Annotated in this window: 26 protein-coding genes; 5 read left to right on the top strand and 21 right to left on the bottom strand. The window is 55.1% G+C overall.

Annotation, left to right across the window (positions count from 1 at the left end):
• Window positions 1-2: 2 nt before the first annotated feature.
• The 19 genes from mgtE to argC all read right to left on the bottom strand — a co-directional run bounded on the left by mgtE (window position 3) and on the right by argC (window position 17,626).
• A complete protein-coding gene (gene mgtE, locus L1249_RS09695; RefSeq protein WP_137094509.1) occupies window positions 3-1,385 on the bottom strand; it encodes a magnesium transporter in 1,383 nt (460 codons plus the stop codon).
• A gap of 118 nt (window positions 1,386-1,503) precedes the next feature.
• Window positions 1,504-1,932 carry a F0F1 ATP synthase subunit epsilon gene (locus tag L1249_RS09700; protein WP_089675878.1) on the bottom strand — a complete coding sequence of 143 codons (429 nt, stop codon included), beginning with the start codon at window positions 1,930-1,932 and terminating at the stop codon, window positions 1,504-1,506.
• Between the two features lie 24 nt (window positions 1,933-1,956).
• Window positions 1,957-3,336 carry a F0F1 ATP synthase subunit beta gene (atpD, locus tag L1249_RS09705; protein ID WP_062361064.1) on the bottom strand — a complete coding sequence of 460 codons (1,380 nt, stop codon included), beginning with the start codon at window positions 3,334-3,336 and terminating at the stop codon, window positions 1,957-1,959.
• A 76-nt stretch (window positions 3,337-3,412) separates the two neighbouring features.
• Entirely contained in the window at window positions 3,413-4,300 is an 888-nt protein-coding gene (gene atpG, locus L1249_RS09710; RefSeq protein WP_089675879.1) for a F0F1 ATP synthase subunit gamma, read from the bottom strand.
• Window positions 4,301-4,365: 65 nt separating this feature from the next.
• A complete protein-coding gene (gene atpA, locus L1249_RS09715) occupies window positions 4,366-5,910 on the bottom strand; it encodes a F0F1 ATP synthase subunit alpha (RefSeq protein ID WP_062361061.1) in 1,545 nt (514 codons plus the stop codon).
• Window positions 5,911-5,926: 16 nt separating this feature from the next.
• The gene (locus L1249_RS09720; protein WP_062361058.1) at window positions 5,927-6,463 is read right to left on the bottom strand and encodes a F0F1 ATP synthase subunit delta; all 537 of its coding nucleotides are present in this window, start codon (window positions 6,461-6,463) and stop codon (window positions 5,927-5,929) included.
• 11 nt (window positions 6,464-6,474) lie between these two features.
• The gene (locus L1249_RS09725; RefSeq protein WP_054640721.1) at window positions 6,475-6,945 is read right to left on the bottom strand and encodes a F0F1 ATP synthase subunit B; all 471 of its coding nucleotides are present in this window, start codon (window positions 6,943-6,945) and stop codon (window positions 6,475-6,477) included.
• 76 nt (window positions 6,946-7,021) lie between these two features.
• The gene (gene atpE, locus L1249_RS09730) at window positions 7,022-7,249 is read right to left on the bottom strand and encodes a F0F1 ATP synthase subunit C (RefSeq protein WP_007112217.1); all 228 of its coding nucleotides are present in this window, start codon (window positions 7,247-7,249) and stop codon (window positions 7,022-7,024) included.
• A 65-nt stretch (window positions 7,250-7,314) separates the two neighbouring features.
• Window positions 7,315-8,142 carry a F0F1 ATP synthase subunit A gene (gene atpB, locus L1249_RS09735; RefSeq protein ID WP_044628644.1) on the bottom strand — a complete coding sequence of 276 codons (828 nt, stop codon included), beginning with the start codon at window positions 8,140-8,142 and terminating at the stop codon, window positions 7,315-7,317.
• Window positions 8,143-8,158: 16 nt separating this feature from the next.
• Window positions 8,159-8,551, bottom strand: coding sequence for an ATP synthase subunit I (locus L1249_RS09740; protein WP_044628600.1), 393 nt, complete (start codon window positions 8,549-8,551; stop codon window positions 8,159-8,161).
• Between the two features lie 221 nt (window positions 8,552-8,772).
• Window positions 8,773-9,702 (bottom strand): ParB/RepB/Spo0J family partition protein, encoded by a 930-nt coding sequence (locus L1249_RS09745; RefSeq protein ID WP_062361056.1) that lies wholly within the window; start codon window positions 9,700-9,702, stop codon window positions 8,773-8,775.
• Between the two features lie 55 nt (window positions 9,703-9,757).
• Window positions 9,758-10,525: a ParA family protein gene (locus tag L1249_RS09750; RefSeq protein ID WP_054640719.1), complete on the bottom strand. Its 768-nt coding sequence runs from the start codon at window positions 10,523-10,525 to the stop codon at window positions 9,758-9,760.
• On the bottom strand, window positions 10,525-11,190 hold the full coding sequence (rsmG, locus tag L1249_RS09755; protein ID WP_054640718.1) for a 16S rRNA (guanine(527)-N(7))-methyltransferase RsmG: 666 nt from the start codon (window positions 11,188-11,190) through the stop codon (window positions 10,525-10,527). Before rsmG ends, L1249_RS09750 begins: the two co-directional genes overlap by 1 nt.
• Window positions 11,187-13,091, bottom strand: a complete 1,905-nt coding sequence (gene mnmG / locus L1249_RS09760; protein ID WP_228168731.1) for a tRNA uridine-5-carboxymethylaminomethyl(34) synthesis enzyme MnmG — start codon at window positions 13,089-13,091, stop codon at window positions 11,187-11,189. The genes rsmG and mnmG overlap by 4 nt, the downstream gene beginning before the upstream one ends.
• A gap of 579 nt (window positions 13,092-13,670) precedes the next feature.
• Window positions 13,671-14,429 carry an amino acid ABC transporter ATP-binding protein gene (locus L1249_RS09765; protein ID WP_054644921.1) on the bottom strand — a complete coding sequence of 253 codons (759 nt, stop codon included), beginning with the start codon at window positions 14,427-14,429 and terminating at the stop codon, window positions 13,671-13,673.
• A 10-nt stretch (window positions 14,430-14,439) separates the two neighbouring features.
• A complete protein-coding gene (locus tag L1249_RS09770; protein ID WP_054640716.1) occupies window positions 14,440-15,111 on the bottom strand; it encodes an amino acid ABC transporter permease in 672 nt (223 codons plus the stop codon).
• A 107-nt stretch (window positions 15,112-15,218) separates the two neighbouring features.
• Window positions 15,219-15,986 carry a transporter substrate-binding domain-containing protein gene (locus L1249_RS09775; RefSeq protein ID WP_228168730.1) on the bottom strand — a complete coding sequence of 256 codons (768 nt, stop codon included), beginning with the start codon at window positions 15,984-15,986 and terminating at the stop codon, window positions 15,219-15,221.
• A 149-nt stretch (window positions 15,987-16,135) separates the two neighbouring features.
• Window positions 16,136-16,489 carry an iron-sulfur cluster insertion protein ErpA gene (gene erpA / locus L1249_RS09780; RefSeq protein WP_054640714.1) on the bottom strand — a complete coding sequence of 118 codons (354 nt, stop codon included), beginning with the start codon at window positions 16,487-16,489 and terminating at the stop codon, window positions 16,136-16,138.
• 102 nt (window positions 16,490-16,591) lie between these two features.
• Window positions 16,592-17,626: an N-acetyl-gamma-glutamyl-phosphate reductase gene (gene argC, locus L1249_RS09785; RefSeq protein WP_228168729.1), complete on the bottom strand. Its 1,035-nt coding sequence runs from the start codon at window positions 17,624-17,626 to the stop codon at window positions 16,592-16,594.
• Between the two features lie 170 nt (window positions 17,627-17,796).
• Between argC and L1249_RS09790 the strand changes: the two genes are divergently transcribed.
• From L1249_RS09790 to L1249_RS09810, 5 genes are all read left to right on the top strand, one after another.
• Window positions 17,797-19,596, top strand: coding sequence for a chloride channel protein (locus L1249_RS09790; protein WP_228168728.1), 1,800 nt, complete (start codon window positions 17,797-17,799; stop codon window positions 19,594-19,596).
• A 27-nt stretch (window positions 19,597-19,623) separates the two neighbouring features.
• Complete coding sequence (gene hemJ, locus L1249_RS09795; protein ID WP_058577321.1) at window positions 19,624-20,055, top strand: protoporphyrinogen oxidase HemJ; 432 nt, start codon at window positions 19,624-19,626, stop codon at window positions 20,053-20,055.
• Entirely contained in the window at window positions 20,055-20,864 is an 810-nt protein-coding gene (thiD, locus tag L1249_RS09800) for a bifunctional hydroxymethylpyrimidine kinase/phosphomethylpyrimidine kinase (protein WP_228168727.1), read from the top strand. The genes hemJ and thiD overlap by 1 nt, the downstream gene beginning before the upstream one ends.
• Before the next feature lie 36 nt (window positions 20,865-20,900).
• The gene (hemL, locus tag L1249_RS09805; RefSeq protein ID WP_058577319.1) at window positions 20,901-22,181 is read left to right on the top strand and encodes a glutamate-1-semialdehyde 2,1-aminomutase; all 1,281 of its coding nucleotides are present in this window, start codon (window positions 20,901-20,903) and stop codon (window positions 22,179-22,181) included.
• Window positions 22,182-22,267: 86 nt separating this feature from the next.
• Window positions 22,268-22,645, top strand: coding sequence for a hypothetical protein (locus L1249_RS09810; protein ID WP_074211248.1), 378 nt, complete (start codon window positions 22,268-22,270; stop codon window positions 22,643-22,645).
• A gap of 61 nt (window positions 22,646-22,706) precedes the next feature.
• On the opposite strand, the gene L1249_RS09815 is transcribed toward L1249_RS09810, so the two are convergent.
• Both L1249_RS09815 and L1249_RS09820 read right to left on the bottom strand, forming a co-directional pair.
• Window positions 22,707-23,984 (bottom strand): hypothetical protein, encoded by a 1,278-nt coding sequence (locus L1249_RS09815; RefSeq protein ID WP_228168726.1) that lies wholly within the window; start codon window positions 23,982-23,984, stop codon window positions 22,707-22,709.
• 60 nt (window positions 23,985-24,044) lie between these two features.
• Entirely contained in the window at window positions 24,045-24,398 is a 354-nt protein-coding gene (locus tag L1249_RS09820; protein WP_235253540.1) for a hypothetical protein, read from the bottom strand.
• Between the last annotated feature and the right edge of the window lie 251 nt (window positions 24,399-24,649).

A 24,649-nucleotide genomic window follows, 5' to 3' on the forward strand; every position in this document is an offset into this window, starting at 1 on the left:
GGTCAGACGCCGGCAAGTATGGCCGTTGCAATACTGAAGTAAATCAGTACGCCGGTGGCGTCGATCAGCGTGGTCACCAGCGGAGCCGAGGCCGTCGCGGGGTCTACTTTGAAGCGCTCCAAAACGAACGGCAAGCACATGCCGATCAAGCTGCCAAACAGCACGATGGTCACCATGCTGAGCGCCACGATGATGGCCACCGCTTCCCCGCCACGAAAAATCCCAATGGGGGCGACGGCAATGGCCATGGTCAAACCCAATGAACCAGCCACCAACAGCTCACGCCCCAGCATCTTGCTCCAATCCTTCACGCCTACGTCCCCGGTGGCCATGCCACGCACCATCAGCGTGGCGGCCTGCGCACCGGCATTACCGCCGCTACCGATCAGCAGCGGTAAGAAAAATACCAGCGCCACCTGAGCAGCAATGGTCTCCTCGAAATAAGCGATACCAGCCCCCGAAAAAAGGTTGGCAAAGACCAGTAAGACCAGCCAAAACACGCGTTTGCGGTAAAGACTCCACAGTGGTACCCGGCTCACGCCATCCTCTAGCTGACCGATGGACATCCCTTTGTGGATATCTTCGGTGGCCTCTGACTCAGCAACATCCATGGCATCATCGTGAGTCACGATGCCTACCATACGGCCATCGGCATCAACCACAGGCAGCGCCAGCAAGTCGTACCGAGCCACAATTCTCGCCACCTCCTCCTGCGCTTTATCCACAGGGATTTTGATGACATCTTTGATCATAATGTCATCCACCAACGCCCCAGGGCGCGCGACCATCAGTTGACGTAGCGACATGGTGCCGATCAGATGGCCGTCATTATCCAGCACGTAAAGCTGGTAGACCGTTTCTGCATCAGGGGCGGTTTGGCGCACGCGCATCATTGCTTGTGACACCGTCATGCCACTGGCTATGGCAACATAGTCAGAGGTCATGATGGCGCCGGCAGTGCCCTCTTCATAGCTCGCCAAGCGCTTGAGATCCTCGCGCTCCTGGTGCGCCATACGACGCAACAGCGCTTCGCGACGGTCTTCCCCAAGCCGGTTAAACAAATCCGCCCGCTCGTCGGAGCCCATCTCTTCGAGCAGTTTGAGCACCTGGCTATCGGACAGCTCTCCCACCACCTCGAGCTGGCTCTCTTTGGGTAGATAGCCCAACACATTGGCGGCTCGCTCGGTGGAGAGAATGTCCAACACCGTCAAAGCGGCGCTTAACTCCTCATCCTCTTCGATCAGCTCTTCGAGCACTTCGCCAATATCAGCCGAGCGGATTTCGGCGAGGCGTTCCGCCAATTGCGACTTACTGGGATCTTCCTTGACCAGCTCATCGAGAAGCTCGGTCTTCAACGCCTGTAAGGCTTCTTCGTTTAGCGCCATCGCTCGCTCCTGAGACGTTCAACTCTGGGATGACTCACCCGCATATTAACAGACAAAAAAAACGCCCCTTAAACCCTGAATCGGGTTTAAGGGGCGTTTGATTACGCAGAGCGTCTAATTAGCCTTTACCCGCCTTTTTACGCAGCTGCTGAATCGTTCGCAGCTGTGCAACGGCTTCGGCAAGTTCAGCGGCAGCACGGGTATAATCCAGCTCCGCTGACTTCTCGTTAAAGGCTTTCAGCGCCTGCTGACGCGCTTCCTCGGCAGCGGCCTCGTCGAGGTCGCTGGCACGCGCCGCAGCGTCTGCCAGGATCGTCACGACATCTGGCTGGACTTCCATGAAGCCGCCAGAGACAAAGAAGTTCTCTTCCTTGCCATCATCGTGGATCACGCGGATCGGGCCCGGCTGAAGCTCGGTCAGCAGCGGGGCGTGCCCCGGCAAAATGCCGAGGTCACCCATCATCCCGGAAGCAATCACCTGCTCAACCTTACCTGAGAAGATGGATGCTTCTGCGCTGACGATATTGCAAGTGAAGCTATTCGCCATAGCGAATCCCCCTAATGGACGGGATTACTTCTTCATCTGGTTGGCTTTTTCGACAGCTTCGTCGATGGAGCCGACCATGTAGAAGGCCTGTTCCGGCAGATCGTCGTAGTCACCCGCGAGGATGCCCTGGAAGCCACGAATGGTGTCTTTCAGCGACACGTACTTACCGGGCGAGCCCGTGAAGACCTCGGCCACGAAGAACGGCTGCGACAGGAAGCGCTGGATCTTACGCGCACGGGCAACGGCCAGCTTGTCTTCGTCAGACAGCTCGTCCATACCCAGAATCGCGATGATGTCCTTCAGTTCCTTGTAACGCTGCAGAACGTTCTGAACGCCACGCGCTACGTCGTAGTGCTCTTCACCGACGACCAGCGGGTCCAGCTGACGCGAGGTGGAGTCCAGCGGGTCGATCGCGGGGTAGATACCCAGCTCGGCGATGGAACGCGCCAGTACCACGGTCGCATCTAGGTGCGAGAAGGTGGTAGCTGGCGATGGGTCGGTCAAGTCATCCGCCGGGACGTAAACGGCCTGTACGGAAGTGATAGAGCCCGTTTTGGTCGAGGTGATACGTTCCTGCAGAACGCCCATCTCTTCGGCCAGCGTCGGCTGATAACCTACCGCAGACGGCATACGACCCAGCAGGGCAGATACTTCGGTACCGGCCAGGGTGTAACGGTAGATGTTGTCGACGAACAGCAGAACGTCGCGGCCTTCATCACGGAATTTTTCCGCAATGGTCAAACCGGTCAGCGCCACGCGAAGACGGTTACCGGGCGGCTCGTTCATCTGACCGTAGACCAGCGCTACCTTGTCGATAACGTTGGATTCGGTCATTTCATGATAGAAGTCGTTACCCTCACGCGTACGCTCACCAACACCAGCGAATACAGAGTAGCCGCTGTGCTCGGTGGCGATGTTGCGGATAAGCTCCATCATGTTAACGGTTTTACCAACACCCGCACCGCCGAACAGACCAACCTTACCGCCTTTCGCGAAGGGGCAGACCAGATCGATGACCTTGATACCGGTCTCGAGCAGCTCATTAGACGCTGCCTGATCGGCATAGCTCGGCGCTTTTCGGTGGATCGGCATACGCTCTTGCTCACCGATCGGGCCAGCTTCGTCGATCGGCTCGCCGAGTACGTTCATGATGCGACCCAGCGTTTCCTTACCGACCGGTACGGAAATCGCGGCACCTGTGTTGGTTACGTCCAAGCCACGTTTCAAGCCCTCGGTGGAGCCCATGGCAATGGCGCGTACTACGCCGTCGCCCAGCTGCTGCTGGACTTCGAGGATGGTCTCAACGTTGGAGACCTTCAGCGCGTCGTAGACCTTGGGCACAGAGTCCCGCGGAAACTCTACGTCAATCACCGCGCCGATGATTTGTACGATACGTCCGCTCATCTTGGTTCCTCTCAAAAACCTGCAAATGAAACCTGTTTGCCGGGAGCCACCTTAGCGATGGCAGGCTCCCTTGGCGTTATACGGCTGAAGCGCCGCCGACGATCTCGGAAATTTCCTGGGTGATGGCGGCCTGACGGGCCTTGTTGTACACCATCTCCAGATCGTCGATCAGGTTGCCCGCGTTATCAGTGGCACTCTTCATAGCGATCATTCGGGCGGCCTGTTCGCACGCACCGTTTTCGACTACCGCCTGATACACCTGCGATTCGATGAATCGAACCAACAGGCCGTCTAACAACGCCTTGGCATCCGGTTCATACAGGTAGTCCCAGCTTCCGGGACGGGCGTTTTCTTCGTCATGCTTAGCGTCATCGCCCATGTCAGGCGACAGCGGAAGAAGCTGACGCACGACGGGCCGCTGGGTCATGGTGTTGACGAACTCGTTATACACCACGTACAGACGATCCAGGCGTCCTTCGTCATACGCTTCGAGCATGACCTTGACACTACCGATCAGACCCTCGACGGTCGGTGCTTCCCCCAGTCCGCTCTTGGCCGCAATCAAGTTGCCGCCATAGTTACGGAAGAAAGCACCGGCTTTCGAACCGAGGGCACAGAAGTCCAGCTCAGCGCCTTGCTGTTTCCAGGCAACGGCGTCTTTCACCACTGCCTTGAACAGGTTGACGTTCAAGCCGCCACACAGGCCACGATCGGTGGAGACCACAATGTAACCAACACGCTTTACCTCGTTACGCTCGACCATATAGTCGTGCTTGTACTCGGGGTTTGCGTCGGCAATGTGGCCTACCACGTTACGAATCTGCTTGGCGTACGGCTGGCCAGCCTTCATCAGATCTTGCGCTTTACGCATTTTCGATGCAGCTACCATTTCCATGGCACTGGTAATCTTCTGCGTATTTTTAATGCTCCCGATCTGGGTGCGTATCTCTTTTGCAGCTGCCATAGCGATCTACCTTTCGTTCGTGGCTCTCAGAAAGCATGCAAGCCCGCCTGCAGGCGGGCCGAACATTACCAGCTCTGAGTCGCCTTGAACTTCTCGAGACCTGACTTCAAGCCGTCCTGAATCTCGCCGTTGTAGTCGCCGGTCTGGTTGATCTTATCGAGCAGCTCGCTGTGCTCAGACTTCATGTAATCGTGCAGAGCACGTTCGAAGTCCAGCACCTTATCGACGCTCACATCGTCCAGGTGACCTTCGTTAGCGGCGTACAGAGACAGCGCCATTTCCGCCACTGACATCGGCGAGTACTGCTTCTGCTTCATCAGTTCGGTCACGCGTTGGCCGTGCTCGAGCTGCTTGCGCGTCGCTTCATCAAGGTCAGAGGCAAACTGCGAGAACGCCGCCAGTTCACGATACTGAGCCAGGGCTAGACGAACACCGCCACCCAACTTCTTGATGATTTTGGTCTGCGCAGCACCACCTACACGAGAAACCGAGAGACCTGCGTTAATCGCCGGACGAATACCGGAGTTAAACAGGTTGGTTTCCAAGAAGATCTGACCATCGGTGATGGAGATAACGTTGGTCGGAACGAACGCTGATACGTCACCACCTTGTGTTTCGATGATCGGCAGTGCAGTCAAAGAACCGGTTTTGCCTTTCACTTCACCGTTGGTGAACTTCTCAACGTAGTCAGCGTTAACGCGCGCAGCGCGCTCCAGCAGACGCGAGTGGAGATAGAAAACGTCACCGGGGTAAGCTTCACGGCCCGGCGGACGACGCAGCAGCAGCGATACCTGACGGTACGCAACGGCCTGCTTGGAAAGATCGTCATACACGATCAGTGCGTCTTCACCACGGTCACGGAAGTACTCGCCCATGGTGCAACCAGAGTAAGCGGCCAGGAACTGCATCGGTGCCGGATCGGCAGCGCCTGCAGCGACGATGATGGTGTGTTCCAGCGCGCCGTGCTCTTCGAGCTTGCGAACGACGTTAGCAATGGTCGACTGCTTCTGACCGATCGCTACGTAGACACAGGTAACGCCCTTGCCTTTCTGGTTGATGATCGCATCGATGGCAATGGCAGATTTACCAATCTGACGGTCACCGATGATCAGCTCACGCTGACCACGACCGATTGGCACCATGGCATCGATAGATTTCAAACCAGTTTGGATCGGCTCGTCAACGGACTGACGGGTAATAACGCCAGGCGCTACTTTTTCTACCGCGTCGGTCAGTTTAGCGTTGATCTCGCCTTTGCCATCGATGGGGTTACCCAGCGCATCGACAACACGACCAATCAGCTCAGGACCTACCGGTACTTCAAGGATACGACCGGTACATTTAGCGGTCATACCTTCTTCAAGCTGCAGGTAGTCACCCAGGACAACAGCACCGACGGAGTCACGCTCCAGGTTCAGTACCATGCCGAAAATGCTGTTGGGGAATTCAATCATTTCACCAAACATCGCGTCTTCGAGGCCGTGAATTTTCACGATACCGTCGGAAACGCTGACGATGGTGCCCTGATTACGGGCTTCGGATGCGACGTCAAGCTTCTCAATTCGCTGCTTGATGATGTCGCTGATCTCGGAAGGATTCAGTTGCTGCATGCCATGTCCCTCAGACTCAAGCGGTCAGCGCTTCGGAAAGGCGGTTCAATCGACCACGCACCGACCCGTCAATGACGGTGTCGCCGGCACGCAGGATGACACCGCCGATAAGCGACTTGTCCACCTGAGTAGTAATGGAGATTTCGCGATTTAGACGTTTCTTGAGCGCGTTGCCTAGCTTGGTCTTCTGCTTGCTGTCCAGCTTATAAGCTGAAACCACAGTGACGTCGATACGCTGTTCATGCTCTGCGCGAAGGTGTTCAAACTGGTCAGCAATAGCATCCAACGCCGCTAAGCGACGCTGATCGGCCAAGGTGGTCAGAAAGCGTTTAAACGCATCGTCTGCGTTGTCGCCCAGCATGTCTGCTACTAACGACACTTTCTGTTCACTGCTGAGTTTGGGGCTACCTAGCAGGCCAGCAACTTGGCGATCGATGACGATTGATCCCGCCATTGCCAGTGCCTGCGACCAAGCGTCAAGCGCTTGGTGATCGCGCGCGTATTCAAACGCCGCTTTGGCGTAAGGACGAGCGACGGTAGATTGTTCCGCCATGGGTCACCTCCTTACAGTTCAGCGGCAAGCTTATCAAGCAAGTCGCGGTGCGCTTTCTCGTCAACAGAGGCTTCAAGAACACGCTCAGCGCCTACGATCGCAAGGTGGGAAACCTGTGCACGCAGTTCGTCTTTCGCGCGATTAATTTCTTGCTCAATTTCTGACCGAGCATTAGCCACTAAACGTTCGCCTTCAGCACGCGCTTGTTCACGTGCCTCTTCGATCATTTGGGCAGAGCGCTTATTCGCTTGCTCGAGAATTTGAGATGCCTGTTCCTTGCTCTCGCGTAGCGTCTGTTCAGCACGCTCTTGAGCTAGCTCAAGATCACGGGTAGCACGGCTAGCTGCGTCCAAGCCATCAGCAATTTTCTTTTGACGCTCGTGAAGCGCGTTGCTGATCGGAGGCCACACATACTTTATGCAAAACCAGACAAAGATCGCGAAGGCGATCGTCTGCCCGATAAGCGTCATGTTGATATTCACAGGGATGTACCTCTGACAAATTCGTGGCGACCGGAGTGAAACAAAACCGAGCGGAGAGCCGCTCGGTTAAGCTGCATTAACCGGCAACAACGAAGATCAGGTACATCGCGATACCAACACCGATCATCGGAACGGCGTCAAGCAGACCGGCCATGATGAAGGTTTTGGTTTGCAGCTGGTCGCCCAGTTCCGGCTGACGCGCAGTAGACTCAAGCAGTTTGCCGCCCAGAAGAGCGAAGCCAATGCCGGTAGCCAGTGCGCCCAGACCGATGATGATGGCAGCTGAGAGATAAACCATTTCCATGATGTTGCTCCTGAGTTTAAGTTTTGGTTAAGGGTTGAGGGTTAATGAAAACGTCGTTGCTTGGTTTAGTGATGTTCGTGCGCCGCGCTGAGGTATACAACCGACAGCGTGGTGAAAATAAAGGCCTGCAGCGTTACCACAAGAATGTGGAAGATGGCCCATGGCACGTCCAACAGCCAGATTGCCCAGAACGGCAGTAGAGCAATCAGAATAAAGATAACTTCACCGGCAAACATGTTACCGAACAGACGCAGGCCAAGGCCTAACGGCTTCACCAGCAGGCCAATCACTTCAAGTACCAGGTTGAAGGGGATCAGCGCCCAGTGATTGAACGGCGTAAGCGACAGCTCTTTGGCAAAACCACCGGCACCTTTGACTTTAATGCTGTAGTAAATAATCAGGCAGAACACGCCCAGCGCCATACCCAGCGTGGCGTTCGGGTCCGTGGTCGGTACAATTTTCATGTACTCAACGCCTAACCGTTTAAAGAGCTCAGGGCCATAGTCGACCGGAATAATTTTCAGCGTGTTCATGAGCAAAATCCACACGAACAGCGTCAGTGCCAGCGGGGCAATGACCGGGTTACGGCCATGGAACGTCGCGCGGGTGAGGTTCTCGATGAACTCAACCACCATTTCAACAGCGTTTTGCAGTCCGCTAGGAACGCCCGTTGTTGCTGCTTTACCGGCTTTACGGAAAATCCAGATAAACAGGAGGCCCATGGCGATCGACCAGCCCATGGTGTCCAGATGAATGGCCCAAAAGCCCATTTCACGAGCTTCTTCGGCGGAGTGCGCCAGCGACCAGCCATTCTCTGGATGTTTACCAAAGGTCAGGTTCTGCAAGTGGTGCTGGATATAGTAAGTCGACGAGACTTCGTTTCCTGCGGCCATAGACATGTCACCTCAATCAGTTGTGCGATTTCCCAGGCATTAACCAAGGTGCAAGCCAATGCGTTAGAACAATCGCAACATAAGCACTAAAAAAGAAAGCGGGGTTTGAGGGAGGCACTACCACGAACACCAGAGCAAACAGTGCCACCGTCAAACCAAACTTACCTGCCTCGGCGCGAAACAGAACCATAGCGCCTGGAGAACGACGCGTTTTACCAAAAATTCCCATGCGCTGTATAAAGAAAGCGTGTGGCAGCAACGCTACCAGTGCTCCCGTTATGACCGATAGCACCCCTGGCATCTGGGCTACCGGATAAGCCAGCAGCACTCCAAGCAGCATCACCACGAGCTGGGCGCCGGTTAGCCGAGCGAAGTAGGCTCGCTGCCGCTGGGTTTCAATTCGCTGCATAAGCTTTCAACATATCGCTAGTAAGCAAATGATTCCCCAGCGCGTTAGATGGGTTGCTGCCGATGTGCCTTTCAAGCGCATCGATAAGCAACCTGCACAAATCTTGCGCGATTATAGGGAAGCGCTATCACACCTTCAACCGAAGTTGCACGGAATTCGCGCGTTTCAGCGCCGACTTGCGACCAAAGGGCTAAAAATAGGCCGTATCTTTCATTAGCGTGCTATTTAATGTGCGCCAGAATTCCATCCAGCTCTTCAAGGCTTGTATAACGAATAGTGACTCGGCCTTTGCCTTTTTGACCATGATCAATCGAAACAGGCGCACCGAGAATTTCGCCCAGGTGGGTTTCTAAGCGGGCCACATCCGGTGTCTTGGCCGCTTGCTTGGCGGTCGGCGCAGGTGCCTGATTGGTTTGCACCTTTTTCACCAGCGCTTCGGTATCGCGCACGGTAAGGTCTTTATTGACCACTTCGTGGGCGACTTGGCGCTGCTGTGCACTGGTTAACGAGAGCAGTGCGCGAGCGTGACCCATATCTAAATCGCCCCGCTCTAGCAGGGTTTGCACCTCTGGGTCGAGGGCCAGCAGACGAAGTAAGTTGGCAACCTGGGTACGAGACTTACCCACTGCATCAGCAATCTGTTGCTGAGTGAGCTCAAATTCATCGCCCAAACGCTTCAGCGCAATCGCTTCTTCAATCGCGTTGAGGTTTTCCCGCTGGATATTTTCAATCAGCGCTAAGGCCAGCGCGACTTCATCACTCACATGGCGTATGACCGCCGGAATAACGTCCAGCTCGGCCAGTTGCGCGGCGCGCCAGCGGCGCTCACCGGCAATAATTTCATAGCGGTCTTTACCTACCGGACGCACCACGATGGGCTGCATCACGCCTTGGGCACGGATCGAGTCGGCAAGCTCTTCCAGGGCTTCAGGCTGGATGTCTCGGCGCGGCTGATACTTCCCACGCATCAGTTGCCCAAGTGGCAGACGCTCCAGGCGTTCAGCCATTGCGTCATCCACCGCCACGTCTGGCATCGGGGCGTCGGCGCTCTCAAGCGTTGCGCCACCGGTCAGGTCTAAACTGTCACGACGACGGGCGCCCGCACCAATCAGGGCATCCAGGCCACGTCCTAGCGCGCGTTTACGCGTCATTCGCTTTCCCTCGTACTTTTAACGTTATGTACTTTGAACGCTACAGCGGCAACCGTTACAGCGATAGACGCCGAATCATCTCTTTGGCCAACACGCGATAGGCTTGGCTCCCCCGCGAAAAACGCGCGTATTGAGTGACCGGTACGCCGTGGCTTGGCGCTTCAGCGACTTTCACGTTGCGCGGAATCGTCGTTTTCAAAAGCGCATCGCCGAAAAAGTCGCGTAGCTGCTTATCTACTTCTCGGGTGAGACTGGTGCGCTTATCGTACATGGTGCGCAAAATGCCGGAGACAGCCAGCTCAGGATTCACGCTTTGCTTGATCTGCTCCACCGTATCCAGCAGCGCCGAGAGCCCCTCTAGGGCGTAAAATTCACACTGTAGCGGAATCAGTACGCCATGCGCGGCGGTGAGCGCATTCACCGTCAGCATATTCAGCGATGGTGGGCAGTCGATCAGCACCACGTCGTAATCGTCCGCGACGCTGGCAAGTGCAAGCGATAGGCGGCTTTGACGTTGGTCGCTATCCAGTAATTCCACTTCCGCGGCGGTCAGGTCGCCGTTACCGGGTAGAACATCGTAATGAACCGGCAGCCCGCGAACGATAACCTCGCCCGCAGTGGCTTCGCCAAGCAACACGTCCAGCACGCTTTTCTCAAGATCGTACTTGTCGATCCCGCTGCCCATGCTGGCATGGCCCTGTGGATCCAAGTCCACCAGCAGTACGCGGCGGTCAAGAGCAGCCAGGCTGGCGGCCAGGTTAACGGCTGAAGTGGTCTTGCCCACGCCGCCTTTTTGGTTGGTCAGGGCAATGATCTGGCTCACTACTCAACTCCTTTTGGGGTCAGGATCAACAGCTGCCGCTCGGCCGTTTCAAAGGGTACATTCAACAGGTGGCGCTCGCTGAGTTCAATGCCTTCCGGCAGGTTACGCAGCTCGTCATCAGCACCGGGGCCTTTCATTGCTAGCCACTGGCCATTTGCAGATGGCAGGGGGCGCGTTAGTGTCACGAAATCCACCAAACTGGCAAACGCACGTGAGATCACCTGATCAAAGTGCTGGCCGGTGAACTGCTCTACCCGTGCCTGAGTAGGCGTCACGTTCGTCAGCGCCAACTCCATCACCGCTTGGCGCTGGAAGCGGACTTTCTTGCCATTGCTATCCAGCAGCGTCACCTGAAGTTCGGGCTTCATAATCGCGAGTACCAAGCCGGGTAACCCAGGCCCTGCCCCCACATCCAGCAGCGTTGGGCCATGAACATAGGGCGCCACAGCGGCGCTATCCAGCACGTGGCGAGAGACCATCTCTTCAACATCACGCACTGCGGTGAGGTTATAAGCCCGGTTCCACTTGTGCAACAGCGCCAGTAAACCAAGTAGCTGCTCTCTCTGTTCAGCGCTGATGATTACTCCCAGCGCCGATAGGCCTTGATCAAGTCGTGGTGCAACGCCATTGGGTAAGCTGTTGACCAGCGGCTGGAGTCGACTCATCCGTTGGCCACCTCGGCGTTGGTAATCAGGCGGCGTTTTTTCAGATGCACGAGCAGAATCGATATGGCTGCGGGCGTTACCCCAGAAATCCTGGCTGCATGTGCAAGGGTTTCTGGACGGGTGTCGCTGAGTTTTTGGCGAATCTCGTTGGAGAGACCTTCCACCCGGTGATAATCAAGTTCCGCAGGCAGCGGCGTAGCTTCATGACGCTTAAGCTTATCGATCTCATCCTGCTGACGATCAATATAGCCCTGATATTTGGCTTGAATTTGCACCTGTTCGGCCACGGCTTCGTCGTGTACGTCACCGCTTTCCATACCGGGGAGCGAGGTAATATCGGCATACGTCAGCTCAGGGCGTTTCAGCAAATCACTTAAGCAGTACTCTCGGGGTAGCGGCCTGCCGGTTTTTTCAGCGATTTTTTCTGCCGCCGGGCTATTGGGTTGCACCCAAGTGGTGGCCAAGCGTGCAGTTTCCCGCTCGATGGCTTCGCGCTTTTGACTAAATGCGGCCCAGCGCGTGTCGTCGACTAAGCCTAGCTTGCGGCCTTTTTCGGTCAGGCGCAGATCGGCATTGTCTTCACGCAGCAGCAGTCGATATTCCGCCCGCGAAGTAAACATGCGGTAGGGCTCTTTGGTGCCCATGGTGATTAAGTCGTCTATCAAAACGCCGAGGTAGGCTTCATCACGGCGGGGGTACCAAGCGTCGAGCTGTTTAGCGCGGCGAGCGGCGTTTAAACCCGCCAGTAGCCCCTGGGCACCTGCTTCTTCATACCCGGTTGTGCCGTTGATTTGCCCGGCAAAAAACAGGTTGTGGATAAATTTGGTTTCCAGCGAGTGTTTCAAATCCCGCGGATCAAAGAAATCGTACTCAATGGCATAGCCAGGACGCGTGATGTGTGCGTTTTCTAACCCTTTGATCGAGCGCACCACCTGCAGCTGCACATCAAACGGCAGCGAGGTCGAGATGCCGTTGGGATAGAGCTCGTGGGTATCCAGGCCTTCAGGCTCGATGAACACCTGATGGCTCGATTTGTCGGCAAAGCGGTGCACTTTATCTTCAATCGAGGGGCAGTAGCGCGGGCCGATCCCTTCAATCACGCCAGAGTACATTGGCGAGCGATCCAAGTTACCCAGAATAATCTCGTGGGTACGCTCGTTGGTGTGCGCGATATGGCAACTTACCTGCTGGGGATGCATCTCCCGCGAGCCGAGGTAAGACATCACCGGCGTTGGGGTATCGCCCGGCTGCTCTTCCAACTGCGAAAAATCGACGGTTGTGGCATCGATACGCGGCGGCGTGCCGGTTTTGAGCCGGTCAACGTGAAACGGCAACGCACGCAGTCGTTCTGCCAGCGCGTTGGAGGGCGGATCACCCGCGCGGCCTCCGCGGCTTTGATCCAACCCGATGTGGATAACGCCACCTAGGAAGGTACCGGTTGAGAGCACAACGGATTCTGCGTGAAAGCGAATGCCGGTTTCAGTCACGACGCCGCGTACGGTGTCGTTATCCACAATGAGATCACCTGCCGCCTGCTGAAAAATCGTCAGGTTGGGCTGGTTTTCCAGCATGCCGCGAATGGCGGCTTTGTAGCGGATACGGTCGGCTTGGGCACGGGTTGCACGTACCGCTGGCCCTTTGCGTGCGTTGAGCACGCGAAACTGGATGCCGCCTAAATCCGTGGCTAGCCCCATTGCACCGCCGAGCGCATCAATTTCTTTCACCAAATGGCTTTTGCCGATGCCGCCAATGGCGGGATTGCACGACATTTGGCCAAGCGTCTCGATGTTGTGAGTTAGCAATAGGGTTTGACAGCCCATACGAGCAGAGGCCAGTGCGGCTTCAGTTCCCGCATGGCCACCGCCGATGACAATCACGTCAAAGCGGTCGGGGTAGTTCAAGAGACACCTCGTCTTGCGCCTGTTGGCACGGATGATGTGGTCAGCGATTCAGCGCTGTTGGAATAAGCCCGCCAGTATAAACCTCCTGTGGGTAACCGTCAGGTTTTTCCACACCCCAACCAAAGGGTTCAGTCTTTATTAATAACAAAATAAAAATAAATAAGAGAAGTTCTGTTGATGTAGTAACTACTGGTGTGGACAAAATCTGTTGATAAGTCTACTAACGCTAGCTTTATCAGTATTTTACATTGTTGACCTTTAGGTGATTAAGCAGCGGAGTGCCTGCGTAGAAGCGGTGTTGGAGCTGTGGATGAAAGTGCGACTTACCCACAAGACTGACTGACAACGGGTTATCCACCGCTGGGTACCTGGCTTGTTACCGCACCTGTGAACAACCTGCTTCACATACTCAAATCATGCTGATAAGCGCTCATGGTGGGCTTCGTGGCGAAGTAGCGAGGAGCGTGTAAAAAATAGTATCCACAGGCAAAAAAAAATGGCCTGTCATGAAGACAGGCCATTAGATAGGACGTTTTAAGCGCAATATTGGCGATTTAAGAGCGCATGGTTAGCACGACATTAGTGCTTCAGTACCCGTGCCAGGAACGACTGAGTGCGTTCGTGTTGAGGGGAATCGAAGAGCTGCTCAGGGGTGCCTTGTTCGGCAATTTCGCCTTTATGGATAAAGATGATGCGGTCGGCTACCTCACGTGCAAAGCCCATCTCGTGAGTAACAATCACCATGGTCATACCCTCTTTGGCAAGCTCCCGCATGGCGTCTAGCACTTCGCCAATCATCTCGGGGTCAAGGGCTGAGGTTGGCTCATCAAACAGCATGAGGCGCGGCTCCATGGCCAACGCACGCGCCAGCGCCACACGCTGCTGCTGGCCACCGGAGAGCTGGCTGGGGTACTTATTTGCCTGGTCGGCAATACCTACGCGATCAAGTAGCCGCTTGGCAGTCTCTTCGGCATCCTGACGGCTCCAGCCACGTACCTTCATCGGTGCGAGAGTGACGTTATCGAGCACGCTAAGATGCGGGAACAGATTGAACTGCTGAAACACCATGCCCACTTCGGTGCGGATGGTTTGCAGCGCCTGACTGCTTTTACCGTTCGGTAGCAGCGTATTGCCGTCCACATCCAGGCTGCCTGACTGAAACTCTTCTAAGCCGTTGATACAGCGAATGAGTGTGGATTTACCCGAGCCGCTGGCCCCGATGACCACGACGACTTCACCAGGCACAATTTCCAGGTCGATATCTTTGAGTACGTGCAGGCTGCCAAAGTGCTTGTGGAGCTTTTGCATACGCACAATGGGCGTTTGAGTAGAAGTCATTGTGCGCTCCTTATTGTCCGGCGAGGCCGCGGCGCTCGATTTGGCGCAGCACCAGTGAGAGGGTCCAGGTAATGGCGAGATACATCAGCGCCACCATGAAGTAGACCTCCAGCGCGGTGAAGGTAGTGGCGATATAGATCTGCCCTTGGCGTACCAGCTCACTGACCCCGATAACCGAAAAAAGCGAGGTATCTTTGATACTGATAATGCCCTGGTTACCCAGCGGTGGAATCATACGGCGCAGTGCCTGCGGCCAGATCACATAGCGAAACGCCTGCACCCGAGAGAGGCCAAGCGATAGCGATGCTTCCCGCTGGCCGCGCTCGATGGACTGAACGCCGCCGCGCACAATTTCAGAGATATAGGCACCGGAGTTGACGGCAATGGCCGCTATACCCGCTACCAGGGCGTTGATGGGCCCACCCAACAGTTGCGGCAAGCCGTAAAAGATAAACAGCACTTGGACCAAAATAGGGGTGCCGCGGAATACTTCAACATACACAACCGCAGGCCAGCGCAGCCAGCGTACCGGGCTAATACGCAGCAACCCAAAGAAAATACCGATGAAAAAACCAATCGCCAGACCGCCAAATGAAATTAGTAGCGTCCAGGGAATACCGGGTAACAAGTAGGGGATCGACCCGAACGCAGCCGACCAATCAAACTGAAAGTTAACGTCCACGCGTTATCTCCAGGCAAGGGGAACAACGACACAGGGCCGGGGGGAAATGGCCGCCCGGCCCTGTGGTGAGAGTCGCTTTAAGCGTTGGTTATGGCATATAGCGCTAATTACTCAGCGCTGGGTGCTTCACCGAACCACTTTGTGTAGATCTCATCGTAGGTGCCGTCTTCACGCATAGCGGCCAGCGCTTCGTTGGTCGGCTCTACCCACTCGCTGCCTTTGTGAAATACGATGCCGTACTGCTGACCTTCGTACAGCGGGCCGACGACTTTAGTGCGACCTTCGCCACGGGTTTGTGAGAAGTAAGCCACGTTGGGCGCATCGTAAAGTACGGCGTCGACGTTACGGCCCAGCAGCGCCATGTACATATCAGCGGTGCCTGGGTAGGGCGTGATATCGGCGTCTTCGCCAAGCTCTTGTTGTAAGAAGTCGTAGCTGGTGGAGCCGATTTTGGTGGCCACTGACAGTCCTTCGAGATCCTCGATGGAGGAGACCTCTTCGTTATCAGCACGTACGATGATTTGCAGACCGGAGTCGTAGTAGGGATCAGAGAAGTCAACGACCTGAGCACGCTCTTCGGTGATGGTCGTGCCAGCAATGGCAATTTCCTGGCTGCCGGTTTGCACCGCAGGAATGATGCCCGAGAACTCCATGGTGGTGAGGTTGACTTCAAAGCCAGCGCGATCAGCGACTTCATTGATGATGTCCATATCAAAACCGATCATTTCACCGGTCTCGGGGTCGAGCATCTCAAAGGGCACAAAGCTTGGGTCAGTGGCCACGTTGACGGTAGGCGTTTGTGCAAACGCGGTGGTACTGCCCAAACCCAGTGTGATGGCGGTCGCAATAGTAGAGGTAGTGAATAGGTGTTTCATTAGTTTCCCCATGTTTTATGTGGTTAGCCGCGCAATTTATAGAATTTTTTTTCTTATAAATTGGCTAGGCAACCGTTATTGACCTTTCAACCTTGGCGAGAAACCGCCAAGGCGTCAAGTCATGGGGAAGGGGTTGCCACCAACGTTGGTCACACCATAAACGAGGCGCCACATCCGCACGTGGTAGTGGCATTGGGGTTTTGGATACGAAATCGAGCCCCTGCTAGGCCCTCCTCGTAATCCACTGTGGAGCCTACCAAATACTGATAAGAGAGCGGGTCGACCACTAGCGTTGCATCGCCAAATTCGATGAGTGTGTCGTCTTCAGCAACGTTTTCAGCAAAGTCGAAACCGTATTGAAAGCCAGAACAGCCGCCGCCGGTCACGTACACGCGCAGCTTAAGCGCAGGGTTACTCTCTTCTGCCATCAGTGCTTTGATACGCTTACGGGCGCTATCAGAGAGTAATAAAGGGGTTGGAACAAAAGCTTCTGCACCGCTCATGGGTACCTCCCGCGAGCTTTAAGAACGAATAATCCGCATTGGGGGGTAATTATGGATAATTCCCAGCAAATTGGTCAACTATTGCTGGGAATTCCTCAAACGTTAGGGCATCAGCGCGGGGGCGTTAAGCCCCATGTGCTCATCAAAGCCAAACATCAAGTTAAGGTTTTGAATGGCTTGCCCAGAAGCGCCCTTCACCAGGTTATCAATGACTGAAAGCACCACAACCGTATCGCCGTTACCTGGGCGGTGGACCGCGATGCGGCAGGTATTGTTGCCTTTGACACTGCGGGTTTCCGGGTGGCTGCCGGCGGGCATGACATCGACAAACGGCTCGTTGGCGTAGCGCTGCTCAAAGAGCGCCTGTAGATCTTCTGGCTCGGCGGTCAGCGTGCTGTAAAGCGTGGCGTGAATGCCGCGAATCATGGGCGTTAGATGGGGAACAAAGGTCAACCCCACTGGGTTGGGCTGCATATCGCCCAAGCCTTGACGAATTTCCGGCAGATGGCGGTGGCCACCCGCGCCGTAGGCCTTCATGGATTCACTGGCCTCGGCCAACAGCGAAGCAACTTTGGCACCGCGGCCAGCACCGGTCACACCAGATTTGCAGTCGGCAATCAGCTGGTTCGGATCAATTAAGCCAGCTTCTAACAGCGGCAGATAACCTAGCTGAACGGCGGTGGGATAGCAGCCAGGAACGGCAATCAAACGAGCCGTTTTGATCTTTTCACGATGCATTTCGGGCAGGCCGTAAACGGCTTCTTCAAGCAGCTCCGGCGCGCCGTGGGGCTGGTCGTACCAACGGCTCCACTCGTCGGCATCGCGCAGGCGGAAATCGGCAGAGAGGTCGATGACACGGGTGCCGTTTGCCAGCAGCTCTCCTGCAAGCGCGTGGGCAACGCCGTGGGGAGTCGCAAAAAACACCGCATCCATTGCGCCTAGCGCCTTGGCGTCGGGTTCGCTGAATGCCAGCGTGTCGTAGTGACCGCGTAAATTGGGGTACATGTCGCACACTTTTACGCCCGTCTCCGAGCGAGAGGTGATGGCCTTGACGTTTACCTGAGGGTGCTGAGCCAGCAGTCTGAGAAGTTCGACGCCGGTATAACCGGTGCCACCCACGATGCCAACGTTAATCACAAACCACTCCTTGTGCGCTTTGCGCAATCGACGCTTGAATAATTAACAGCCTAATCAGTGTGGCCAGGCTGTTGAAGTGTATCCAGCTATGATACACAAGAGAGCCAGCGCTTAAGAGCGCTGCGCAACGCGAGACAATGAAACGAACAATAAACGCAAGGACGGACGTTGTGGCACGTTTTTCTCGGTCAGATTTCACTCTAGAGAGCTTTCGCCGCCAGTTGGCGAACGTGGATGCCTTACCGCAGCTGTGTGTGCTGGGGTTGGTGTCTGGGGTGATTACTGGGGCGGTGATGGTGGCGTTTCGCCTGCTGCTGGAAGCGGGGGCGGCGCTCTACATGCCGGACGGTGATCCGGAAGCCTTCGAAGGGTTGATGCCTTGGCTAAGAGCACTTCTGCCGATCATGTCCGTCACGTTGATTGGTCTGTTGCTCTATCGGCAGCGATCTACCGCACGCAAACTCGGCGTCAGCCATGTGATCGAGCGACTAACCTATCATCAGGGGCGCTTCCCGCTGCGTAACTGGCTCAACCAGTGGTGGGTGGGTGTGGTCTCGGTGCTGGGTGGATTATCTGCCGGTCGGGAAGGGCCAGCGATTCATCTTGGCGCGGCGGCTTCCAGCGGGTTGGGGCTAAAGCTGCGGCTGCCCAATAATAGCTTGCGGGTGTTGGTCGCTTGTGGCACGGCAGCCGGTATTTCGGCCTCGTTCAACACGCCCATCGCTGGGGTGATCTTTGCCATGGAAGTGGTGATGATGGAGTACACCCTGATGAGCTTTATGCCGGTGATTTTAGCCTCGACCATGGGGGCGCTGGTGGCGCAGGTGATGTATGGCAATGCGCCCGCGTTTCGGATTCCTGAGGTGGCGTTAGGGTCGCTGATGAACCTGCCCTGGATCGTGGTGATTGGCTTGGTCATAGGTTTGATGGCAGGCCTCTTCATCCATATTTCACGAAGTCAGCGCCTACAAACCCTGCCGCTGTGGTTGAGATTGGGCGTCGTGGGTGTCGGCACCGGTGCATTGGCGTGGTGGTTTCCTGAAATCCAAGGCATTGGTTACGACAGCGTGGCGGCAGCGCTGAATAATCAGTTGGCGATCAATGTGCTATTGGCGCTGATGGTTGCCAAGCTGTTGATTACTGCGATTACCGTTGCAGGCGGCGTGCCGATCGGCATTATTGGCCCGGTACTGGTCGCTGGGGCGGCCACTGGTGCACTAGGCGGTATGTTAGGGGGCTGGCTATGGCCTGAGAAAGCTGCTGACCCAGGGATTTATGCCATGCTTGGTATGGCAGCCATGATGGGGGCTGTTCTTCAGGCACCGTTGGCGGCGTTGATGGCACTGCTAGAACTCACTCATACACCGACGATTATGCTACCGGGGATGCTGGTCGTGGTGGTGGCCTGCTTAACGTCGCGGCAGCTGACAGGCTGTGAAGGTTTCTTCATTAGCTCGGTGCGCTACGGGTTACACCCGCTGCAGCAGCCGCTGATGCAGGCGCTTTCCCGAGTGTCTGTGCCTGCCGTGATGGAGCGTCAGCTGGTGCGTACCGAGCGCATGATCACTCTCGACCAGGCGCGCCGCCTGCTAGAAACGAATCCTATGTGGCTGGTGATTGAGCGCTCCAGTGAGGATAAGCCGGTACTGGGGCTAAAGGCAGCAGAGCTTGCCCGCTGGCTGCTGGAGCACGATGAGGCGCTCGATGGAGAAGTGCCGCTGGAAGATGAGTTAATTGATCTTTTGGAGATTCCCGGCCAGCGGCTGGAAATGGCCCCGATTGGTTTGCAGGCCACGCTATCGGAAGCGTTTTTAAAGCTTCAAGACAGCGCGCTTGGGGCGCTTTATGTGGTGCATGGCTACCGACCAAAGCAGCAGCGAATTTCAGGTATCATTACCCGGGGCGCGATCGAGCGTTATTACCACTACACTGACGCTCGGCAAACAGATGCCCGTGAGACCGATTCCTAGCTATACGTCACCGCCTAAGGAGAGACCATGTACGAATGGGTAAAGGCTATTCACTTGATGGCCGTTGTTACTTGGTTTGCCGCACTGTTCTACCTGCCAAGACTTTATGTGTACCACGCCATGGCACGCGACAAAGGTGATGAGCAAGCGATCACTTACTTTAAAACCATGGAGCGCAAGCTTTACCGTGGCATCATGACCCCGTCGATGATCCTGGTACTGATTTTTGGGGGCTGGATGCTCTATTTGGTGCCCGCCTGGTTTAGCCAAGGATGGATGCACGCCAAGCTTACCTTGGTGGCACTGTTAATTGCTTACCACCACGTTTGCTTGATTTACCTTAAACAGTTTGACCAGTCGCGTTGTACCAAGAGCCACGTATTTTTTCGCTGGTTCAATGAAGCGCCCGTGATTGCGCTGGTCGCGATTATTCTTTTGGCGGTAGTGAAGCCCTTTTGATGCGCCAACCTCTTCCCCCTGTCGTTTTAGTGCTAGCGGGCCATGACCCCACGGGGGGTGCCGGACTGGTCGCTGATAGCGAAGCCATTGCTGCCTGCGGCGGTTGGGCGGTGACGATCCCCACGGCGATGACTGTGCAGAACTGCCATAACGTGTCGCGGGTGATGCCCGCCGACCCCGGCGCGATGCGCCAAATGGCCGAAGCTGTCGGTGATATGCAGATTACCGCGATTAAGCTTGGTCTGCTGGCGGATGAAGCTACGCTACGCGCTGCGGAGCAGATTATTCGTCGCTTTCCAGGGGTGCCCGTGGTTGCTGACCCGGTTCTCAAAGCAGGGGGAGGCACTATGTTATCCACAGAGGCTTTGCAGATGCTTTATCGTGACCGGCTGCTACCACTTGTGGATATCTTAACGCCGAACCGCTTTGAGTTGGCGGCGCTAACACCGGAAATTCTAGACACCCATGACGACACTGCCCGGGCGGTATCACTGCTGTCACAAGGTTGCCAAGCGGTGCTGGTGACGGCAACGGATGACCCCTTACCCGGTTCAGCCGAGCAGGTGGTGCATACGCTGCACTCGCCCGATACCACTCGCCAGTGGCAGTGGCCGCGCCTACCGGACGTCTTTCATGGTTCCGGCTGTACGCTCGCGTCGGCCTTGGCTGCGCGTCTAGCGGTAGGTGAGCGCTTACCAACGGCGTGTGAACAGGCCCAGCACTTTACTTGGGAGAGCTTGTCTCACGGCTACCAGCCACCCAGTGGCCAGTGTTTGCCGAATCGCTTGCCACGCCCTGTGCGCTTTTGATCTCATTGGTAGTAAGCCATTTATATTGAGGATGCCATGACCACATCTGCTGAACTGTTCGACCTCGCGAGTCGCCATATCCCTGGGGGTGTGAACTCTCCCGTCCGTGCCTTCAAAGGGTTGCACCGCCCGCCGGTATTCATGGAACGTGCGCAGGGCGCTTACCTCTTCGATGTCGAGGGCAACCGCTACGTCGATTACATCGGCTCTTGGGGGCCGATGATTACCGGTCACGCCGATCAAGACGTATTGGCGGCCGTACGTGCGCGGTTGGATAATGGGCTCTCGTTCGGTACCCCCACGGCCGTGGAAACCACCATGGCCGACCTAATTTGCGACATGATTCCATCCATGGAAATGGTGCGGATGACCAGCTCGGGCACCGAGGCGACCATGTCAGCGATTCGGCTGGCGCGGGGCACCACGGGTCGCGATAAGATCGTCAAGTTCGAGGGTAACTACCACGGCCACTCGGACTCCCTGCTGGTAAAAGCGGGCTCCGGTGCCTTGACCCACGGCGAGCCCAGCTCACCGGGCGTTCCGGCGTCGTTGGCCGAGCACACCATTACACTCTCCTATAACGACCCAGAGGGGGTGGAAGCGTGCTTTGCCGAGATCGGTGAGCAAATTGCCTGCATCATCGTCGAGCCGGTGGCGGGTAATATGAACTGTATTCCGCCTCAGCCAGGTTTCTTGGAAACCCTGCGCCACGTTTGTAACGAGTACGGCAGCATCCTGATTTTTGACGAGGTGATGACGGGTTTCCGCGTAGCGTTGGGCGGTGCCCAGGCCTATTACGGTGTCACGCCGGATTTAACCTGCTTGGGTAAGATCGTCGGTGGTGGTATGCCGGTCGGCGCGTTTGGTGGCAAGCGCGACATCATGCAAAACATCTCTCCGCTGGGGCCGGTATATCAGGCGGGCACCCTTTCGGGTAACCCGCTGGCCATGGCCGCCGGGGTGGCGCTACTCACCAAGCTGCAGGTACCGGGCTTCCACGACGCCTTGAGCCAGCGCGTACAAACGCTGTGTAACGGCCTGCAAGAGCGTGCCAATGCGGCGCGGGTACCGATGATGACGCAATCCGCAGGTGGTATGTTCGGCGTGTTCTTCACCTCGCAGTCCCGTGTGGATAACTTTGCCCAAGCCACGGCGTGTAATCCCGATGCCTTCCGCCGCTTCTTTGGCGCAATGCTGGATCATGGCGTCTACCTTGCGCCGTCTGCCTACGAAGCTGGCTTTATGTCGAGTGCCCACACACCGGAAGATATTCAGCTAACGTTGGATGCTGCAGAAAAAGCCTTTGCTGTTATGTAACACTAGGTAACTGGTGGTTAGAACGCCTGCTACACTGCAAGAGCCGCTCATGTTGAGCGGCTCTTGTGGTTAATAAGGTAGCTAACATGAAACGATCATTGGCTTGGCACGTTTCACGACGATACGGCACGCTGTTTATCGCCGTACTTACCCTTGGCTTGCCCATCTCAGGGCTAGCCGCACAGGAGCAGGATATGACCCAAATCCACATCACCATGAGCGGCTCTCCCGGCGCTGAGTTTTCGGCCGAGTGGCGCATTACCCACGACGGCGAAACCGTTGAACACCCTGAAACTCGAGGCAGGGTGCCTGCAGAATTCACCTTCGAAGGAGATACCCTAGAAGGTACCGTCAAACTCCTGAGCGACGATGAGCGGTTGGAAGTCGATATCGTTAAAGGTAGCAACCGTTCGCGCTCTTCTACCCAAGGCAAAGGCGGGACGCTGACGGTGGTGGTGCGTTAGGTGACAACACAAAAAAACCGCCCCGGAAGGGGCGGTATGAGAATATTGGACTGGCTAATGATTAATACTGGATAGTGGAAGCGCGGTTGCCACTGCCTACTTGAGTTACAGTAGCGTTTCCTTGATTTGCGCTAATTTGAGTGATAGTTGAAATGTTATTCCAACCACCTGCTGGAGCGTGGTCTTGATTCACTGTAGCTATGTGAGACCCACCGCCAGTTTGTAGAATGAATGATTCATTAAACTCTTGTCCAGCGATACCAAGTCCTTTCTGTGTAACGTTTGCTTCGTTATTACTTCCTTCTTGTGTAATGAAGGAAATATCACCCACTCCGCTTTGTTCTACATTAGCATAGTTCAATGCGCCACTTTGTAGAATGGTTGAATCGCCGTAGCTGCCAGTTTGTTTTACAAACGCTTCATTGCCGTCGCCAACCAGCTGAGAAACATAAGATTCATTATTGTTTCCGTCTTGGGTCACATCGGCAAGGTTATTATCACTTACGCCACCTTGGCCTTGTAAAATGTATGAAGTGTTCAATTCGCTTCCAGCTTCCTGTTTCAGTTTAGCTTCATTACCGGAGCCAGCTTGCCAGATTTGACTCATACCACTATCACCGAACTGGTCAGACATGGCAGTATTATTATGCCATTGCTGAAAGACGTATGATTGGTTGGAGTCTCCATTTTGTTGTACGAAAGTGTTATTGCCAGTAGCACCGCCTGGGTTTGTTCCTTGAACAACGATAGATCTGTTGTCATTACCGGTTTGATTGACATCAGATCCATTGTTATCTGCACCAAACTGGTCCACTTTAGAGAGGTTTCTATCGCCATATTGGTATACGTTTGCAACAGCTCCAAAACTCAAGTCTTGTTTTACAATAGAGCTGTTGCCCTCACCATTTTGATAAACATCAGCTTCTAGTGCATCGCCGCTTTGCTGCTTGTTTTGGTCTACATTAGAGTAGTTTTGATCGCCTTTTTGCATGACGCTGGCCATATTGCCAAACTGAGCGCCGCCTGCCTGTGTTTCCTGTCTAATGAAAGATGTGTTTTCACCCGAAATTACAGTAGATGGATCCATTGATCCTAATGAATCAGTGAAGGTTTGAAACCTAGTATCGTCCCCAGCACCAAAATTACTGTTATCCCATGCATTATCGTCAATATTAAGTGCGTTGGAATTTTCGTTGTTTACTCCCCAGCCGCCACCTTGCTGTGGAGACGTAGCAGATTCATATTCTAAGTCTACGTTTGATTGCATGGTTTGTGCTAAAGATGAGGCGCTCATTGCGATACTAACAGCAGCGGCGAGGGCGGTAAGTTGCATTTTCATGATATTTCCCCTTTTTTCGATCGACTTGCTTTGGTGGTTAACTGAGAAGCCAGGTGCGACTCAGTTGATATCGATAGTGACCGGTCGTGAAGTGCCCGAGTAGTTTTGTTGGTGGACATTTACATCGCGTAGGCCACTGCCCGATTGTGAAATCATTAGGTTACTGTTAAAGCCAATTTGAATAGCGTTCAGTGCAACTCCAACACTGTTCCCTTCTTGAATAGCCGTAACGCTATGGTTATAGCCTTGCTGAACAATCACGCCAATGTTGTTGCCATTGTGCTGGATCAAATTGGCCTGATTGTTATATCCAGTTTGTTTAATGTAAGCGAAGTTTTTAAATTGGTAATTCGCTGAACGAGATTGAACGACGCTCGCGCTGTTGTTAATGCCTTGCTGCTGAATGATGCTCACATTGCCTTTTAAATGGCTGACATCTTGAGACTCTACGTATTGTGTGACTCTAGCAGTCTGTCGGACTTGAGGTTAATGGATGAGCTGAGGCGTGGGTTCTTCACCCCCCCCTGTGTTGGTGTTGGTGTTGGTGTTGGTGTTGGTGCTGTTGTGTGGCTCTTAACCTGCCCCTCAGCTTCTGCAAGGCGGTTCTGACGCCTTGCCTGCTGGCCGGTTGGGCGCGGCGAGCCCTCAGCCCGCCGTCAACCGGT

It is taken from the genome of Halomonas sp. Cn5-12 (genome assembly GCF_021532545.1).
Lineage (GTDB): Bacteria > Pseudomonadota > Gammaproteobacteria > Pseudomonadales > Halomonadaceae > Vreelandella > Vreelandella aquamarina.